At 68.3% G+C, this 306-nt stretch carries 1 protein-coding gene; it reads right to left on the bottom strand.

Annotated elements, in window-relative coordinates; all coding sequences use genetic code 11:
• On the bottom strand, positions 1-306 hold a 306-nt coding region (locus IG94_RS39525), incomplete at both ends, for an acyl-CoA synthetase family protein (RefSeq protein ID WP_043485779.1).

Raw genomic sequence — 306 nt, 5'->3', positions numbered from 1 at the left:
TGACGGTGTAGGCGGTGAGGCGTTGGTCGCCGGGTTGGTCTTCGCGGACGATGACGGCGGCTTGGGTGATGTGGGGGTGGGTCATGAGGACGGCTTGGATTTCGCCGAGTTCGATGCGGAAGCCGCGGAGTTTGATCTGGTCGTCGGTGCGTCCGGTGTAGGTGAGTTGGCCGGTGTGGGTCCAGCGTGCGGTGTCGCCGGTGCGGTACATGCGGGTGCCGGGTGGGCCGTAGGGGTCGGCGGTGAAGCGTTCGGCGGTGAGGTCGGGGCGGTTGTGGTAGCCGCGGGCGAGGACGATGCCGGCGA

Origin of the sequence: Streptomyces olivaceus (assembly GCF_000721235.1) — a bacterium.
Lineage (GTDB): Bacteria > Actinomycetota > Actinomycetes > Streptomycetales > Streptomycetaceae > Streptomyces > Streptomyces olivaceus.
Note: the sequence above shows the minus strand (reverse complement) of the source record. Positions and strands in the feature narration are given on the sequence as shown.